Here is a 15,349-nt window from a genome sequence, read left to right on the forward strand (position 1 = left end):
ATTTTCCTCAAGTCTTAGAACAGGTCTGCGTCGAGTGCCATCAGGTTGGCCGAACCGGAACGCGCCTGACGGATCAGGGTTGCCGTCTCAGGCTGCAAGCGGGCGAAGTAGAAACGTGCGGTAGCCAGTTTGGCGGTGTAGAAGGTGTCGCCGCTGGATTCTTTTTCGAGGGCGATCTTGGCCATCTGCGCGAACAGGTAGCTGTAGATCATGTGGCCGACGACGCGCAGGTAAGGCACGCATGCCGCGCCCACTTCGTCAGGGTTCTGGAAGGCCTTCATGCCGATTTCCATGGTCAGCTTGGTGACTTTGTCGCCCAAATCGCCCAGTGGGGTGACGAATTCGCTCATCGCTTCATCGGTGCCGTTGTCTTCGACGAAAGCCTTGATCTTTTCGCCGAACTTGCGCAGCTTGGCGCCGTTGTCACCGAGGATCTTGCGGCCCAGCAGGTCCAGCGACTGGATCGTGTTCGTGCCTTCGTAGATCATGTTGATGCGCGCGTCGCGCACATACTGCTCCATGCCCCATTCCGAGATGTAGCCGTGGCCGCCGAACACTTGCATCGCGTCCGAGGTGGCGATCCAGGCGTTGTCGGTGATGAAGGCCTTGATGACAGGGGTCAGCAGCGCCACTTCGTCGGCCGCTTCCTTGCGTACGTCGGCGTCAGGGTGGTGCAGTTCGCGGTCGATCTGCAGCGCCACGTACGAGGTGAAAGCGCGCGCGCCTTCGGCGTAGGCTTTGCCCGTCAACAGCATGCGGCGCACGTCAGGGTGCACGATGATGCGGTCGGCCGGCAGTTCCGGGTTCTTGATGCCGGACAGCGAACGCATTTGCGTGCGGTCCTTGGCGTAGATCAGCGCGTTCTGGTATGCGATTTCCGTCAGGCCCAGCGACTGCATGCCCACGCCCAGGCGGGCCGCGTTCATGAAGACGAACATGGCGTTGAGACCCTTGTTCGGCTGGCCGATGATCCAGCCTTTCGCGCCGTCCAGGTTCATCTGGCAGGTCGAATTGCCGTGGATGCCCATTTTTTCTTCGATGGCGCCGCAGGTGATCGGGTTGCGTTCGCCGACCGTGCCGTCCGCGTTCGGCAGGAATTTCGGCACCAGGAACAGCGAGATGCCTTTCGAGCCTTCCGGCGCGTCCGGCACGCGGGCCAGCACCAGGTGCAGGATGTTTTCGGCCATGTCGTGCTCGCCGGCCGAGATGAAGATCTTGTTGCCGGTGATGGTCCAGGAACCGTCCGCCTCAGGCAGCGCTTTCGAGCGCAGCAGGCCCAGGTCGGTGCCGCAGTGCGGTTCGGTCAGGCACATGGTGCCCGTCCATTCGCCCGACACCAGTTTCGGCAGATACACTTCCTTCTGGTGGTCGGTGCCGTGTTCCTTCAGGCACTCGTAGGCGCCGTGCGACAGGCCAGGGTACATGGACCAGGCCTGGTTCGACGAGTTCAGCATTTCATAGAACGAATTGTTCAGCACGACAGGCAAGCCCTGGCCGCCGTATTCCGGATCGCAAGCCAGTGCCGCCCAGCCGCCTTCGACGTACTGCTTGTAGGCTTCCTTGAAACCTTTAGGCGTGGTCACGCTTTTCGTGACGGGGTCGTGGTGGCAGCCTTCGCGGTCGCCGGAGTGATTCAGCGGGAACAATACTTCGGAGGTGAATTTGCCGCCCTCTTCCAGCACCTGGTTGATGATGTCGGCGTCGACGTCGGCGTACGACGGCATTTGCTTCAGTTCTTCTTCCACTTGCAGGAACTCATGCAGGACGAATTGCATATCCCGGATTGGCGCGACGTATTGACCCATAATTTTCTCCTGAAGGCGATTAGCTAAAGTGTTGTACTTGTAAGTGCGTGTGCGTTGTTGCGGATACTGCCTGACGGCTTATTTGCTTGTAACGGAATTCTGGTACGACGCCAGCAGGCGGATAAAGCCCGCTTGCGCCCGTTCGATGCTGCCCGGCACGCGCAGGAAGCGCGCGTCGTGATGCAGGGCCAGGATCAGGCCATACATCTCGTACACCAGCTGCTGGGCGTCCGTGTCCGCTTTCAGGTCGCCGGTGGCGATCGATTGCTCGACACTGCGCAGCAACGCGCCCTGCCAGGCCCGCACCATGGCCACCAGGGACTCGCGGATGGGACCGGGACGGTCGTCATACTCGACGGCGCCACTGATATAAATGCAGCCGGAAGCGATTTCCACGCTGACCCGCTTGACCCAGCGCGCAAACATCGATTGCAGACGCTGGATGCCGCGTGGTTCTTTCATGCTGGGAAAAAAGACTTCTTGCTCGAAACGATAGTGGTAGAGCTTCAGCACTTCCATCTGCAAGTCTTCGCGCGAGCCAAAGTGGGCAAACACGCCCGACTTGCTCATGTTCATTTTGTCCGCAAGCAGCCCGATGGTCAGGCCCTCCAGGCCGTCGCGGCTGGACAGGTCCAGCGCCACGTCGAGGATGGCTGCACGGGTCAGTTCGCCCTTGCGCATGAATTTGACTGAAGTATTCAAGAGGTCCGTTCTCAAAGTGATGTTGCCGATTGGGCGGACTGAAGCGAGGGTAAAAAAAAGCACGCTCCGAAAAAATCCGAACGCTCGTACTATTATCCACTACCACGTAAAAGTCAAACGGGAACTTTAGAGCCGGTGTTCTATTGGTGCAGCGCAGCATTTTTGGGCCGCGTGTTTATAGCGATTTCAGGCAGGCAAAAGCGGCATGCGCCGCTGCCGCCTGGGTAGCAGCGCGCCTCAGTCGAGGCCGCCTGCCTTGCTCAGTTGACGGCGGTCGCGCTTGGTCGGCCGCCCCTTGATGGTGGTGCCCGGCTCGCGGAACAGCTTGCGCTCCTCGGCCAGTTGCTCGCGGCGGGCGATGCTGGCGGGCGTTTCGCCATACAGCAGACGCGCCACGGGCGCCGCGCCGCGCTTGTCGGACAGGCCCAGCACGGCCACTTCCCATGTCTCCGCGCCATTGTCGATGGCCAGCTCGTCACCCACGCGCACGCTGCGCGCCGGTTTTACGCGCTCGCCACCCACTTTGACCTTGCCCGTGTCGACGGCTTCGCTGGCCAGCGAGCGCGTCTTGAAGAAGCGCGCCGCCCACAGCCATTTGTCCAGCCTTACCGTTGTCATCTCGTTCATGCGTACTTGCCTACTGAAAAAATGCGCATCACCAGCCGGTACACGAGGAAGGCGGCTTCATAGCCGATGCGCCGGAAGCGGCCGATGTGCTTGAAATCATCCTGGTGAATCACGATGCCGTCCGCCACGCCCTGCTCGATATGCTGGCGCAAGCTTTGCGCGAAGGCCACGTCCTTGATGACCACGTTCGCTTCCTGGTTCAGGAACAGGCTCAGCGCGTCAATATTGCTGGAACCGACCGTCGCCCAGTCATCGTCGACGACGGCCACCTTGGCGTGCAGCTGCGTCTTGCGGTATTCGACAATTTTCACGCCGGCGGCCAGCAGTTTCGGGTAAAACGAGTGGGCCACGGCGTCTTGCATGCGAAATTCGCCCACGCCGATCAACAGCACCACATCGACGCCTCGCTGGGCCGCCTGGGCCAAGGCACGGCGCAGCTTGTGTCCGGGCGCGAAATACGGGTTGGCCAGCATCACGCTTTTACGCGCCTGGCCCAGCGCCTGCAGGTAGGCGCGCTGGATGGTGCGGCGGTTGCGCAGGTTGTCGCGCACGACAAAGCCGGCCACGACGGGGTTCTTCGCCAGCTCCTTGCTGACGACGCGCATCTTGCGGTACAGCTTGATACGCCGCACCAGATTCATCTTGCCCAAGCGCGCCCACTGCGCCTGCACTTCCTCGTGGATGGTGTCGACCAGCGGCCCCCTCACCTGCACGGCAAAATCCCAGCGCGGCGCTTCCAGGCTGATGTTGTGGTCGTAGTCGCAAAACATGTCATCGTTGATATTGATGCCGCCCACCAGGGCAATTTCCCCATCGGCCACGCAAATCTTGCGATGCGTGCGCGTGATGCCGCGCTTGAACCACGGGTTGAAGATGCGGTGGTGCACGCCAGCCGCTTCCAGCTCCGCATGCATGGCGTTGACCCGGCGGTTGCCCGTGCCGAACCAGTCCGTGATCATGCACACCAGCACGCCGCGCGCGGCCGCGCGTTTGAGCGCGTCGAGCACCAGGGTGCCCGTGGCGTCGTCGGCAAAGATATACGTTTCGAAATAGACTTCCGCGCGCGCGCCGTCGATGGCGGCTATCAGCGCGGGAAAGTAATCGGTGCCGCAATACAGCAGCCGGATGTCGTTGTGGGCGATGAAATTGACTGTACGCATGCCGGCAGTCTACGCGAGTTTCAAAGCGGCAACGATCGGCGCGTGGTCCGACAATTTTGCCCACAAGGTGCCATGCATCACTTGCGCGCCTTCCACGTGGAAACCGCGCACATAGATGCGGTCCAGGCGGAACCAAGGCAAGGCGGCGGGAAAGGTGCGCGCCGGCACGGGTGTCGGGGTCTTGCTCTGGCGCCGCGCCAGGGTGCGCACCAGGTCGCCCAAGGCCGAGTTCGATGCGCGCTGGTCGAACACCTCGACCACGCCGAGCGCATTGCGCAGCTTGTCGCTGAGCGTGTTGCGCCAGTCGTTAAAATCGCCGGCGATGATGACGGGCTCGCCATCCGGCGCCGATTCCATGACGGCGTCGATCAGCGCCTGCGTCTGGCGTCCCCGTCCCGATTCGAACAAGCCCAGGTGGACGACATAACAATGCACGTCGGCCTGCGGCGTCTTGAGCACGCAATGCAGGATGCCGCGTTGCTCGTAGGCATGGTCAGAGACGTCGTGGTTGGTTTGCGAGGCGATGGGAAACTTGCTCAGCAAGGCATTGCCATGGTGGCCATGGTCATACACGGCATTCATGCCATACGCGGAATGGTGCTCGGCGCCGGCAAAAAACTCATGCTGTGACGCTTCCGGCCAATGCTTGTGGCCGTTTTTCTCGGCGCCATAACGGGCCGCATTGCGGTCATGCTTGCCTTGCACTTCCTGCAAAAAGACGACATCGGCATGGAACAGGGCAATCGCCTGTTTTAAAGCATGCACGCGGGGCAAGCCTCGCACGGAGGAGACGCCTTTGTGAATATTATAAGTTGCTACGCGGATTTTCATGCATTGATTCTACTCCCTGACGGGCCCCGCGCGGCGCCAGCGTAGGTGCGCGTGCGCACCTACGGCAGCTTTATCTGCCCGTCATCGCTGCCAGCAAACTATCGATGGCGCTGATGCTGCCCACCACCATGCCGATCACCCACAAGCCCTTCACGATCCCGGGTGCGCTGCTCCAGCTGAAGGCGCCCCGTCCGCCGGCAAAGCAACGGGGGGGCAACAGAAATCCCAGCATCAGCAAGGGCAAGCCTGCCTGTGGAAGGCGGGCATGCGGCTGATCGGGGAAACACACGGCATACAGGGCGCCAAAGACGCAGGACAAGAATACGGCGCCCAGGAGACGCTGCTGAAAAGAAAGTTGAGACCAGTTCAGCATGTACGCCTTTCGTCATGAAGTGAAATTACTATTAAAGCAATAATACCACATGACAATAGTTTTGCAGCGCTTAAGCCAGCATGCGTCCCACGCCCGCCGTCACGCTGACGAGCAGCGCGGTGATGCCGGCGGCCCAGACGATTTTCACCAGCAACGGCGCGCCGCGCCAGGCCACGGTGCGCTTGCCCTTGGCAAAGGCGCCCGGATGCAGCAGCCAGCCGATCGCCATCAACGGCATGCCGATCGGCGGCGTGCGGCCAGGCACGGTGGAGCTGAACAGCAGGAAAATAAAGCACAGGCAAAAAACGATGCCCAAGGTGCCCAGCAGTTTTTGCTGTGTCGTCAAATGTAACCAGTTCAACATGGAATGCTTTCTAGGGAAATCAGGTGGGGCGCGCCAGGCCCGTCATGGCCGGCAATTGCAGAATCGCTTCCGCGTTGGATGACGAGAAACAGCGGTCGGCCGCCGCCAAGTATGGCAGCCACGCGTACTGCAAGTGTTCGCGCGGGCTCAGGGTGATGGCGATGTCGCGCGGCACTTGCACGCTGAACACGTGTTCCGTGTTGCGCGTCACGCCGGGCGCATAGCGGTGGCGCCAGATCGGGTAGATCTCGTACACGTTCGACAAGTTCCAGTCGCGCAGCACAATATCGCGCCCATCGGCAACGATACCGGTTTCTTCCGCCAATTCGCGCGCGGCCGTCTGCAGCAGCGGTTCGTCGACGGCATCGACGGAACCCGTCACCGATTGCCAGAAGCCGGGCTGGCCCGCGCGTTCGATGAGCAAGACGTCAAGGTCAGCCGTATGAATGACGACCAGCACGGAAACAGGGATTTTATGAGTCATATCAACAATGAAAAAGGCGCCACAACAGCGCCTTTTTTTGCATAGTGGATCAAACAGCGGCCGCCGAGGCAGCCGCATGCTTCATTACACTACTTTTGGCTCGGCGCTGCGCAAACGGATGTGCAGTTCACGCAATTGCTTCTCGTCCACTTCCGACGGCGCATGGGTCAGCAAGTCTTGCGCGCGCTGGGTTTTCGGGAAGGCGATCACGTCGCGGATCGATTCAGAACCCGTCATCATGGTCACGATACGGTCCAGGCCGAATGCCAGGCCGCCATGCGGTGGCGCGCCGTATTGCAGGGCGTCGAGCAGGAAGCCGAATTTCAGCTGCGCTTCTTCCGCATCGATCTTCAGCGCGCGGAACACTTTCGACTGCACTTCTTCGCGGTGGATACGGATCGAACCGCCGCCCAGTTCCCAGCCGTTCAAGACCATGTCGTAGGCCTTGGCGATACAGGCGCCCGGATCGCTTTCCAGCATGTCTTCATGGCCGTCTTTCGGCGCCGTGAATGGATGGTGGGTAGCCGTCCAGCGGTCCGCTTCCTCGTCGTGCTCGAACATCGGGAAGTCGACCACCCACAATGGCTTCCACACGTCTTCGAACAGGCCGGCTTTCTTGCCGAACTCGCTGTGACCGATTTTCACGCGCAGCGCGCCGATGGCGTCGTTGACGACCTTGGCCTTGTCGGCGCCGAAGAAGATCAGGTCGCCGTCTTGCGCGCCCGTCTGCTCGAGGATCGTGGCCAGCACGTCGGCAGGCAGGAACTTGACGATCGGCGACTGCAAGCCTTCAGGGCCCTTGGCTTTCTCGTTGACCTTGATGTAAGCGAGGCCCTTGGCGCCGTAGATGGCGACAAATTGCGTATAAGCATCGATTTCCGAACGGGGCATGCTGCCGCCTTGCGGTACGCGCAGGGCCACCACGCGGCCGCCTTTCATGTTGGCGGCGCCGTTGAACACCTTGAACTCGACCGATTTCATGACTTCCGTCAAATCCGTGAAGGCCAGCTTGACGCGCATGTCCGGCTTGTCGGAACCGTACAGGCCCATCGCCTCGGCGAAATCCATCACCGGGAACGGGTTCGGCAGATCGATGTTCAGGGTGTTCTTGAAGACGACGCGTATCATGTCTTCGAACAGGTCGCGGATTTCCTGTTCCGTCAGGAACGAGGTTTCGCAGTCGATCTGCGTGAATTCAGGCTGGCGGTCAGCGCGCAAGTCTTCGTCGCGGAAACACTTGGTGATCTGGTAGTAACGGTCGAAGTTGGCGACCATCAACAGTTGCTTGAACAACTGTGGCGATTGCGGCAAGGCAAAGAAACTGCCCGCGTTCACGCGCGACGGCACCAGGTAATCGCGCGCGCCTTCTGGCGTGGACTTGGTCAGCATCGGCGTTTCGATGTCGATGAAGCCCAGCGCGTCGAGGTACTTGCGCACTTCCATCGTCACCTTGTAGCGCAGGCGCAGGTTGTTCTGCATTTGCGGGCGGCGCAGGTCCAGCACGCGGTGCGTCAGACGCGTCGTTTCCGACAGGTTGTCGTCGTCCAGCTGGAAAGGCACGGGCACGGAAGGGTTCAGCACTTCCAGCTCCGAGCAGACCACTTCGATCTTGCCGGACTTCAGGTTGTTGTTGATGGTGCCATCGATACGGTTGGTCACGACGCCCGTCACGCGCAGGCAGAATTCGTTGCGCACGGCTTCGGCGACCTTGAACATTTCCGCTTGTTCCGGGTTGCAAACGATTTGCACCAGGCCTTCACGGTCGCGCAAGTCGATGAAGATCAGGCTGCCGTGGTCGCGGCGGCGATGTACCCAGCCGCACAGGCTGACGGTTTGTCCCAGCATGGCTTCGGTAACGAGGCCGCAGTATTCAGTACGCATAGACATAAAATTCTCAGTTCAGGTTAGTGAGTGTTCAATCCGGCCACGTCCCACGTGGGACGCCTGCCTTTATTCTTTGGCTGCCGGTACCGGGACCGGGGCCGGTACAGCAACAACTTCCGCAGGCGCCACCACGCCCATCGAGACGATATATTTGAGCGCCGCATCGACGCTCATGTCGAGTTCGACGACATCGCTGCGCTTCATCATCAGGAAAAAGCCCGATGTCGGGTTCGGCGTCGTCGGCACGTACACGCTGACAAAGTCGCCCACCAGGTGGTTCGCCGCATCGCCGCCCGGCACACCGGTCAGGAAAGCGATGGTCCAGGAATTCTGGTGCGGATACGGTACCAGCACGGCCTTGCGGAAGGCGTTGCCCGACGGGGAAAACAGGGTATCGGAGACTTGCTTGACGCTCGAATACAGGGAATTGACGATGGGTATGCGTTGCAGCAATTTTTCCCACAGTTTCACCACGTAATTGCCGACCAGGTTATTCGTCAGCAAGCCCGTGAAGAAGACGATCAGTATCGTCAATACCGTGCCCAGGCCGGGAATGGTGCTCAGCGGAGGAACCAGGTGGCCGAACCATATGCTGGGCTTCGTACTGCCGGGCACCAGCAATAGCGACTGGTCCATCGTGCTGATCACCAGATTCAGGACCCAGGCCGTAATGGCCAGGGGCACCAAAATCAGTAATCCGGTAATAAAATATTTACGCATCGGTTTCTCGGTAAGGGATCGTAGCGGCGCGGCGCGCGCTCAGTCCGCTTTCGGCGCAGCGGCAGCCGGGGCGGGCGCAGGCGCGGCGGCAGGCGCGCTCTCGGTGCTTGCGGCAGGCTTGGCGCCATCAGCCGGGCCCGTCGGGATGGCCGTGGTGGGCGCCGTGCCGCCGCGGAAATCGGTCGCGTACCAGCCGGTGCCCTTCAATTGGAAACCGGCGGCCGTCAATTGTTTCTTGAAACTGGGCTTGCCGCACGACAGGCACACCGTCAGTACTGGATCGGAGATCTTTTGCAAGACGTCCTTGGCAAAACCACACTCGTCACAACGGTAAGCGTAAATCGGCATCTCTACTCCGAGAAAATCATCAAAAACCCTGAATTATAAAGCTTTTCCTTTGCTCCCAGCAGAAATTGCCCCGCCCGCCTCAGTCCGCCCGGCGGCGCCAGCTCATCCAGCGCTCCTTGCCGGCGAAGACGGCGATGGAATCATCGACGGCTTCATCGGCGAGGCAGTCGAAATGCGGCGCCAGCAATTCCTGCAGTTTCTCACGCGAAATACCAAATGGCGGTCCCTTGGCATTGTCGTCAAAGAAAAAGTAACCGGCCAGCATGGCACCGGGCGCCAGCAACTGCGCCCAGCGGGCCGCCACTTGCGGCCACATGGCACGCGGCATGGCGCACAGGAAGGCCCGTTCATAGATCAGGTCCAGTGGCGCTGCGGGTTCCCAGGCAAAGAAGTCCGCTTCCACCACCTGCCCTGCCCGCGCACCGACGACGGCGCGCGCGGCGGCCACGGCGGCCGGCGAAAAGTCGATGGCCGTGGCATCCCAGCCGTGATCGAGCATGAAGACCAGTTCATACGCGGAACCGCAGCCGGGAATCAGGCAGCGCAACGGCGCCGGGCTGCCGGCAACGAAACTGCGCAGGCGCGACGGCACGCCGCCGTGGTCCCAGGGCGTGAATTGCTTCTCGAACCGCTCGTCCCAGAAGGCGGGCGAGAGCGGATCGCGGGTTTGAAAGTCAGCCATCACTTACGTCCTCAGCCTTTAAAACGGCAGTTGATGCCAGCGCATGAACACTTGCAAGCCCAGCGCGCCGAGGGCGAAGGCGCCCACGAAGTACACGATAAAGCTCAGCAAGCGGTTCGTCTGGCGTTGTTCCGCCAGCAAGGTTTTCATCAGTTCCACATCGTTTTCGCGCGGCTCGCCATGCACCGTCAAGGCCTGGTGCAGCAAGCGCGGCAGTTGCGGGAAGATGTGCGCATAGCGGGGCGCCTCGGCGCGCAGGCGCTCCATGAAGCCTTGCGGGCCCACCTGGTTGCTCATCCATTTTTCCAGGTACGGCTTGGCCGTTTGCCACAGGTCCAGCTCCGGATCCAGCTGGCGGCCCAGGCCTTCGATATTGAGCAGGGTCTTTTGCAGCAGCACCAGCTGCGGCTGCACTTCCACGTTGAAGCGGCGCGAGGTCTGGAACAGCCGCAGCAGAACTTGTCCGAAAGAAATATCCTTCAGCGGACGGTCGAAAATCGGTTCGCAGCAGGCGCGCACGGCCGCTTCCAGCTCATCGACGCGCGTGTCCTTCGGCGCCCAGCCCGATTCGATATGCGCCTCGGCCACGCGCTTGTAGTCGCGGCGGAAGAAGGCGAGGAAGTTTTGCGACAGATAATCCTTGTCGTAGTCGTTCAAGGTTCCCACGATGCCGAAGTCGAGCGCGATGTAGCGGCCGAACGATTCTGGCGCGATCGACACGAGAATATTGCCCGGGTGCATGTCAGCATGAAAAAAGCCGTCGCGGAACACTTGCGTGAAGAAAATTTCCACGCCATCGCTGGAGAGTTTGCGCAAATCCACGCCGGCCGCCACCAGGCGCTCCGTCTGCGACACGGGAATACCCACCATGCGCTCCATGACGATGACGCTGCTGGAGCAATAATCCCAGTGCATTTCCGGCACCAGCAACAAGTCCGAGTTGGCAAAGTTGCGGCGCAGCTGGCTGGCGTTGGCCGCTTCGCGCATCAGGTCCAGCTCGTCGTGCAGGTATTTGTCGAACTCGCCCACCACTTCTTTCGGTTTCAAACGCTTGCTGTCGGCCCACAGGCGGCTGGTCCAGTCGGCGGCGATGTGCATCAGGGCCACGTCTTCGTCGATCAGCTTTTTCATGCCTGGACGCAAAACCTTCACGGCCACTTCGCGGCCATCTTTCAAAGTGGCGAAGTGCACCTGGGCAATCGAGGCGGACGCCACCGGCTCGCGCTCGAAGCGGGCAAACAATTGATCCGGGTGCGCACCGAGCGATTTGGTGATTTGCGCGATGGCCAGGTCGGAATCGAAAGGCGGCACGCGGTCTTGCAGGCGCGCCAGTTCTTCGGCGATGTCGGGCGGCATCAGGTCGCGCCGGGTCGACAGCACCTGGCCGAATTTCACGAAAATCGGGCCCAGCTCTTCCAGCGCCAGGCGCAGGCGCAGGCCCCGTGGCGACGACAGGTCGCGCCAGAAAATCAGGGTGTCGATCAATTTGGCGGTGCGGGGAACTTGCAGACCAGAAATCGCTATCTCATCCAGACCGTACTTGATGGAAACACGGATGATTTTAAACAGGCGCAGGAATTTCAATATCATGTAGACAAATCCGGTGAGGAGGACTGCGGCTGGACGGCGGCGGCCGCCTTTTCCAGCCGGGCAAGGCGCTTGGCCAGGCGTTCGACGTCATCGCGCACGCGCGTCACGCCAGCGGAATACTCTTGCAGGGTAGCAGGACGGATCAGCATGGGCTGTTCGTCGAGAAAATATTCGGCCACGTTTTCCGCCAACTTTTTCTGGCCCGTGCGCACAAAGGCGGCCGCATCTTTCGCACCGGAAACAAGGCGCGTGGCCAGCATGGGGCCGACGACCTTTTCCAGGTCGTGCTCGGCTTCCCAGCGCAAGCCCTTGCTCAATTGCGAAATCGCATTGGCAAACTCGGCATCGCCTTCGATTTTTACATACGAAAACGCCCGCTCGCGGTTTTGCAGGATCAGCGGCACATCGGACAAATTTACGCGGATGGTGACGTTGGCCGGCATATCGGCCGGTGCCGCTTCCAGCATGCCGGCGCTGTCGACGCGCAGGCGCAAGGCCACGGCGCCCGTGTCGATGCAGGCCAGCTTGCCGGCGTGCACGGCCAACTGCTGGCGCGCCCACGGCTCTTGCGCCAGCAAGTGGTTGATGGTCGCGATGACGGGCGTCATCAGGGAGAGATCGGAAAGTGGTGCCATCTATATACAGCGCGCCAGGCGCGCCCCTAAAAAGAAAAAACCGCCCGTAAAACTACGCGGGCGGTTTCGATCTTACCAGTTCAGCAGGAAATATCTGTTAAGCATCATGCATTCCGCATGGACTTAAGCCAGTATTCAGCAAGTTTTTGCAATTAATTCAATTGCTGGATGCCTGCCAGGACCCAGCCGCTGCTGCCGCTGACGGGTTTCGACATATTCCACACTTCCGCGAACGGTTCCGCTGCGGCGCCCGGCGCCGAACGGATCAGGCCCGTAAATTTCACGCTGGCCAGGTAATCGTTGACGCTCGTCTCGATGCCCAGCAGTTCGGCATCGATGGTGACGACATCCGTAAAGTCCGGCTGCGCGCCCCGTTCCTGGATTTGCATGCGCAGTTCCGCATACACTTCCGGCGACGTGAATTCGCGGATATCGTTGACGTCGGCCTTGTCCCAGGCCGCTTGCAGGCGAATGAAATTGCTTTTCGCGTGGCGCAGGAAGGCATCCTTGTCGAAGTCGCCTGGCACGCCCCATGGCGCTGCAGCGGGGGCCGGGACCGGGTCCGGCTTATCCAGACCTACGCCGGACGAGACGGGCTGCAGCGGCGGCAGCGGTGGAATGCGCGAACCGATGTCAGGCACGTTGCCCGCTGGCGCAGGCTGGTTGCCGAAACCGGCGAACGGCGCATTGCCGCTGGCATTGCTGTCACGCTTGCCGCGCACCATGCGGTAGATAAAGAAGGCCACGCCGGCCAGCAAAGCCACCATCAGCAAGGTGCTGATCATGCTGGCCAGGGCGCCGCCCAGGCCGAAATGCGACAGCAGCGCGCCCAGGCCCAGACCGAGCAAGGCGCCGCCCAGCAAGCCCTTCCAGCGGCTCGGTGCCTTGGCGGCAGCGGCCGGTGCGGGAGCCGGCGCAGGTTGTGCCTGGCGTGGCGCGGCGGCCGGTGCCGGGGTTGGCGCCGGTGCGGGCGCCTGGCGGCCCACGTTTTGCGACTGGCGGCCAAACGAACGGCCACCGCCCATGGGACGGGCCAGCGCCTCGCCCAGCATGGATACCGTGGTCGCGGCCAGCATCATGCCGACCATAAATTTCTTCAATTTCATTCCATCTCCTAAAATCACCAACGTTGATGCATTACATCTTGATACCGGTGTGCAAAGCGGCAATACCTGCCGTCAAATTGTAGTACTGCACGCGTTCCAGGCCCGCGGTTTCCATCATGGTCTTCAGGGTTTCCTGGTCCGGGTGCATGCGGATCGATTCTGCCAGGTAGCGGTAGCTTTCCGCGTCGCCGGCGATTTTCTGGCCGAACCACGGCAAGACCGAGAACGAATACAGGTCGTATGGCTTTTGCAGGGGCGCCGCCACCTTGGAAAACTCCAGCACCAGCAGCTTGCCGCCCGGTTTCAGCACGCGGCGCATTTCCGCCAGCGCCACATCCTTGTGCGTCATGTTGCGCAGGCCAAAGGCCACGCTGACACGGTCGAAATAATTGTCGGGGAATGGCAGTTTTTCCGCGTCACACAACATGGTGGGGGTGAGCAGGCCGCGATTCAAGAGGCGGTCGCGGCCCACGCGCAACATCGATTCATTGATATCGGTCAACCAGACTTCGCCGGTAGGGCCCGCCTGCTTGGCGAATGCCTTCGACAGGTCGCCCGTACCGCCGGCGATGTCGAGCACCTTGAAACCGGGGCGCACGCCCGCGTTGGCAATGGTGAACGTCTTCCACAGACGGTGCAGCCCGCCCGACATCAAGTCGTTCATCACGTCGTATTTGGCAGCGACGGAATGGAACACCTTGGCGACTTCGCGCACTTTGTCGTCTTCTGCAACTGTTTTGTATCCGAAATGGGTCGTATTGGTCATGGTAGGCAGTCTGTTTGAACTTGGGAGCATTATACAAGCGGCAGGCGCATTTCCCCGTGACGCCGGAGAAGGTATTGCCTTTCCACTGCATTCGAAGCCAGCATGGCCGCCCGCGCGTATGCCGCCAGCGCCCCCGGCCGGTCGCCCTGGCGGCGCAGCAAGTCGGCCCGGGCCGCGTGCAGATAATGCGATAGCGCCAGGCTGGGCACGGCTTCCAGGCGATCGAGCCACGCCAGCCCGTGTGCGGCCCCATGCGCCATGGCGCAGGCGATCACGGCATTGAGCAAAATCAAGGGTTCCGGCTTGTGCCGCAGCAAGGCGCCATACAGGGCGCTGATCTGGCGCCAGTCCGTCTGGCTGGCCGTGGGAACTTTGGCGTGCAAGGCGGCAATGGCCGCCTGCAACTGGTACGACCCCGGCGCGCGCGCCGGCAAGGCCAGTTCCAGCAGCGCCAGTCCCTCGACAATCAGGCCGCCATCCCACAGGCGGCGGTCCTGCTCTTCCAGTGTCAGCAGAAAACCCTCGGGCGACAGACGGGCCGGGCCGCGCGACGCCTGCAGCAGCATCAGGGCCAATAGCCCCCGCACTTCCGGCTGGCCCGGCTGCAGGCTGTCGAGCAAGCGCCCCAGACGCAACGCCTCGGCGCACAGGTCCGCGCGCAGCAGGGTGTCGCCGCCGCTGGCGCAATAGCCTTCGCTGAACACCAGATAAATCACGTGCAGCACTTGCGCCAGCCGTGGCTGTAATTCTTGCTCCGGGGGCAACTCGAAAGGAATGCGCGCTTCGGCGATCTTGCGCTTGGCGCGCAACAGCCGCTGCGACAGGGCGGCTTCCGCCAGGCCGAAAGCGCGTGCGATCTCGCCCGTCGACAGGCCACACAAGGTGCGCAGGGCCAGCGCCACCTGCGCCTCGGGCGCCAGCGCGGGATGGCAGCAAATAAACAGCAGGCGCAGGCGGTCGTCTTCGATGGCGTGCGCTTCTTCAATCACGGGCGCCGGCAGGCCGGAGAACACGGCCTCGGCCTCGCCGACGCTCTTGCCCACGCGGCGCACCTGATCAAGGGCCGCGTTGCGCGCCACGGCACTGAGCCAGGCGGCGGGATGATCGGGGATGCCAGTGCGCGGCCACAGTTCAAGCGCCTTGCGGCACGCTTCCTGCAACACATCTTCCGCCAGGCCCAGGTCGCCGAAACGCCGCATCAGACCGGCCAGCACCCTGCCCCGTTCCTGGCGAAAGACGTGTTCGACGGCCGACAGGGCGTCGCCGGCCATG

The 15,349-nt window shown here is 61.6% G+C and carries 17 protein-coding genes; all 17 read right to left on the bottom strand.

Translation table 11 applies throughout. The features are described 5' to 3' along the window. Window positions 1-14: 14 nt before the first annotated feature. Window positions 15-1,805 (bottom strand): acyl-CoA dehydrogenase C-terminal domain-containing protein, encoded by a 1,791-nt coding sequence (locus tag ACPJXG_RS25845; protein WP_035824186.1) that lies wholly within the window; start codon window positions 1,803-1,805, stop codon window positions 15-17. 78 nt (window positions 1,806-1,883) lie between these two features. Next, window positions 1,884-2,486, bottom strand: a complete 603-nt coding sequence (locus tag ACPJXG_RS25850) for a TetR/AcrR family transcriptional regulator (RefSeq protein ID WP_035824184.1) — start codon at window positions 2,484-2,486, stop codon at window positions 1,884-1,886. Window positions 2,487-2,744: 258 nt separating this feature from the next. After that, the gene (locus ACPJXG_RS25855) at window positions 2,745-3,134 is read right to left on the bottom strand and encodes an RNA-binding S4 domain-containing protein (RefSeq protein ID WP_425252745.1); all 390 of its coding nucleotides are present in this window, start codon (window positions 3,132-3,134) and stop codon (window positions 2,745-2,747) included. After that, window positions 3,131-4,294: a cardiolipin synthase ClsB gene (gene clsB / locus ACPJXG_RS25860; protein WP_425252746.1), complete on the bottom strand. Its 1,164-nt coding sequence runs from the start codon at window positions 4,292-4,294 to the stop codon at window positions 3,131-3,133. The genes ACPJXG_RS25855 and clsB overlap by 4 nt, the downstream gene beginning before the upstream one ends. A 9-nt stretch (window positions 4,295-4,303) precedes the next feature. Next, entirely contained in the window at window positions 4,304-5,125 is an 822-nt protein-coding gene (locus ACPJXG_RS25865; protein ID WP_278317612.1) for an endonuclease/exonuclease/phosphatase family protein, read from the bottom strand. A 70-nt stretch (window positions 5,126-5,195) separates the two neighbouring features. Then, window positions 5,196-5,498 (bottom strand): hypothetical protein, encoded by a 303-nt coding sequence (locus ACPJXG_RS25870; RefSeq protein WP_425252747.1) that lies wholly within the window; start codon window positions 5,496-5,498, stop codon window positions 5,196-5,198. A 70-nt stretch (window positions 5,499-5,568) separates the two neighbouring features. Then, window positions 5,569-5,862, bottom strand: coding sequence for a hypothetical protein (locus ACPJXG_RS25875; protein ID WP_176387726.1), 294 nt, complete (start codon window positions 5,860-5,862; stop codon window positions 5,569-5,571). 19 nt (window positions 5,863-5,881) lie between these two features. After that, window positions 5,882-6,346: a dihydroneopterin triphosphate diphosphatase gene (gene nudB, locus ACPJXG_RS25880; RefSeq protein WP_278317609.1), complete on the bottom strand. Its 465-nt coding sequence runs from the start codon at window positions 6,344-6,346 to the stop codon at window positions 5,882-5,884. Window positions 6,347-6,430: 84 nt separating this feature from the next. Then, the gene (gene aspS, locus ACPJXG_RS25885) at window positions 6,431-8,227 is read right to left on the bottom strand and encodes an aspartate--tRNA ligase (RefSeq protein ID WP_099401335.1); all 1,797 of its coding nucleotides are present in this window, start codon (window positions 8,225-8,227) and stop codon (window positions 6,431-6,433) included. A gap of 69 nt (window positions 8,228-8,296) precedes the next feature. Then, entirely contained in the window at window positions 8,297-8,950 is a 654-nt protein-coding gene (locus ACPJXG_RS25890) for a DUF502 domain-containing protein (RefSeq protein WP_425252748.1), read from the bottom strand. A 39-nt stretch (window positions 8,951-8,989) separates the two neighbouring features. Continuing rightward, on the bottom strand, window positions 8,990-9,298 hold the full coding sequence (locus ACPJXG_RS25895) for an FmdB family zinc ribbon protein (protein ID WP_035824165.1): 309 nt from the start codon (window positions 9,296-9,298) through the stop codon (window positions 8,990-8,992). A 79-nt stretch (window positions 9,299-9,377) separates the two neighbouring features. Continuing rightward, entirely contained in the window at window positions 9,378-9,980 is a 603-nt protein-coding gene (locus ACPJXG_RS25900; RefSeq protein WP_176387725.1) for a methyltransferase, read from the bottom strand. An 18-nt stretch (window positions 9,981-9,998) separates the two neighbouring features. Then, window positions 9,999-11,570: a ubiquinone biosynthesis regulatory protein kinase UbiB gene (gene ubiB / locus ACPJXG_RS25905; protein ID WP_035824160.1), complete on the bottom strand. Its 1,572-nt coding sequence runs from the start codon at window positions 11,568-11,570 to the stop codon at window positions 9,999-10,001. Next, the gene (locus ACPJXG_RS25910) at window positions 11,567-12,205 is read right to left on the bottom strand and encodes a ubiquinone biosynthesis accessory factor UbiJ (protein ID WP_425252749.1); all 639 of its coding nucleotides are present in this window, start codon (window positions 12,203-12,205) and stop codon (window positions 11,567-11,569) included. The genes ubiB and ACPJXG_RS25910 overlap by 4 nt, the downstream gene beginning before the upstream one ends. 152 nt (window positions 12,206-12,357) lie before the next feature. Next, window positions 12,358-13,311, bottom strand: a complete 954-nt coding sequence (locus ACPJXG_RS25915) for a Tim44 domain-containing protein (protein WP_425252750.1) — start codon at window positions 13,309-13,311, stop codon at window positions 12,358-12,360. Window positions 13,312-13,342: 31 nt separating this feature from the next. Then, window positions 13,343-14,077: a bifunctional demethylmenaquinone methyltransferase/2-methoxy-6-polyprenyl-1,4-benzoquinol methylase UbiE gene (gene ubiE, locus ACPJXG_RS25920; protein WP_034778407.1), complete on the bottom strand. Its 735-nt coding sequence runs from the start codon at window positions 14,075-14,077 to the stop codon at window positions 13,343-13,345. Between the two features lie 29 nt (window positions 14,078-14,106). Next, a complete protein-coding gene (locus ACPJXG_RS25925; RefSeq protein WP_425252751.1) occupies window positions 14,107-15,348 on the bottom strand; it encodes an RNA polymerase sigma factor in 1,242 nt (413 codons plus the stop codon). Between the last annotated feature and the right edge of the window lies 1 nt (window position 15,349).

Origin of the sequence: Janthinobacterium sp. NFX145 (assembly GCF_049810325.1) — a bacterium.
Lineage (GTDB): Bacteria > Pseudomonadota > Gammaproteobacteria > Burkholderiales > Burkholderiaceae_D > Janthinobacterium > Janthinobacterium rivuli.